This is a genomic window from Arthrobacter sp. 10N44_2 (genome assembly GCF_056394385.1).
This window is the reverse complement of the sequence record NZ_JBFTHT010000041.1, coordinates 1-654: the sequence shown is the minus strand read 5'-3', so window position 1 is coordinate 654 and position 654 is coordinate 1. Positions and strand designations below refer to the sequence as shown.

The 654-nt window shown below is 73.7% G+C and carries 1 protein-coding gene; it reads right to left on the bottom strand.

Going from position 1 to position 654, the window contains the following annotated elements; all coding sequences use genetic code 11:
• Window positions 1-654 (bottom strand): DUF222 domain-containing protein (locus tag AC1DBX_RS20645; RefSeq protein WP_476932667.1); only part of this gene is annotated, 654 nt, incomplete at both ends.

Genomic DNA, 654 nt, shown 5'->3' with positions numbered 1-654 from the left:
CGGCCGATGTCCAGGACCTGGCCCTCGCCGCCGAGGACGACGGGGATGATGTCGGCGTCGCAGGCGAGCTTGCGGATGGTGCCTGCGGTGACGGGGCCGGTGAACAGCAGCGTCCCGGTGCCGTGCCTGGTTCCGGTGCCGTGCTGTGCGGTGTTAGCAGGGGTGCCTGCTTCGGCGGGAGTCGTCCCGAGCCGGGTGAGCAGGTCGCGGTAGTCGATGGTGGCCATGACCTGCGGCCGGAGCCCGCCCGCGGCGGGCAGCCCTCCGGTGGCGAGGGCCGCTTTGCAGGCACCGACCAGGCCGTCGAGCAGCTTCTGCGGCCGGGAGCGGAGGTCCAGAACCGGCAGCGACGGGTCCTCTTCGGCCGTGGCGGGCTCCGCAGCCGGGCCGGGCGCATCCGCCGCCCCACCCTCGCCCGCCCCGCCCTCGCCCGGTCCGGCCTGCGCCGTGTTGCCGGTGGCGGTGCCTTGGCCGGTGTCGGGGCCGGTGCGGGGGTTGGTGGCGGTGTTCATCACGGTGATCAGGTGTTCGAACTGGTCTGTGGTGGCGAAGATTTCCAGGTGCTGCAGGCCGTGCCGGGGTTTGCGGAGGAAGGCGCCCTGGAGCTGGCGGAGCAGTTCCTCGGAGGGCTCGGCGCCGTCCTGGTCCAGCGCC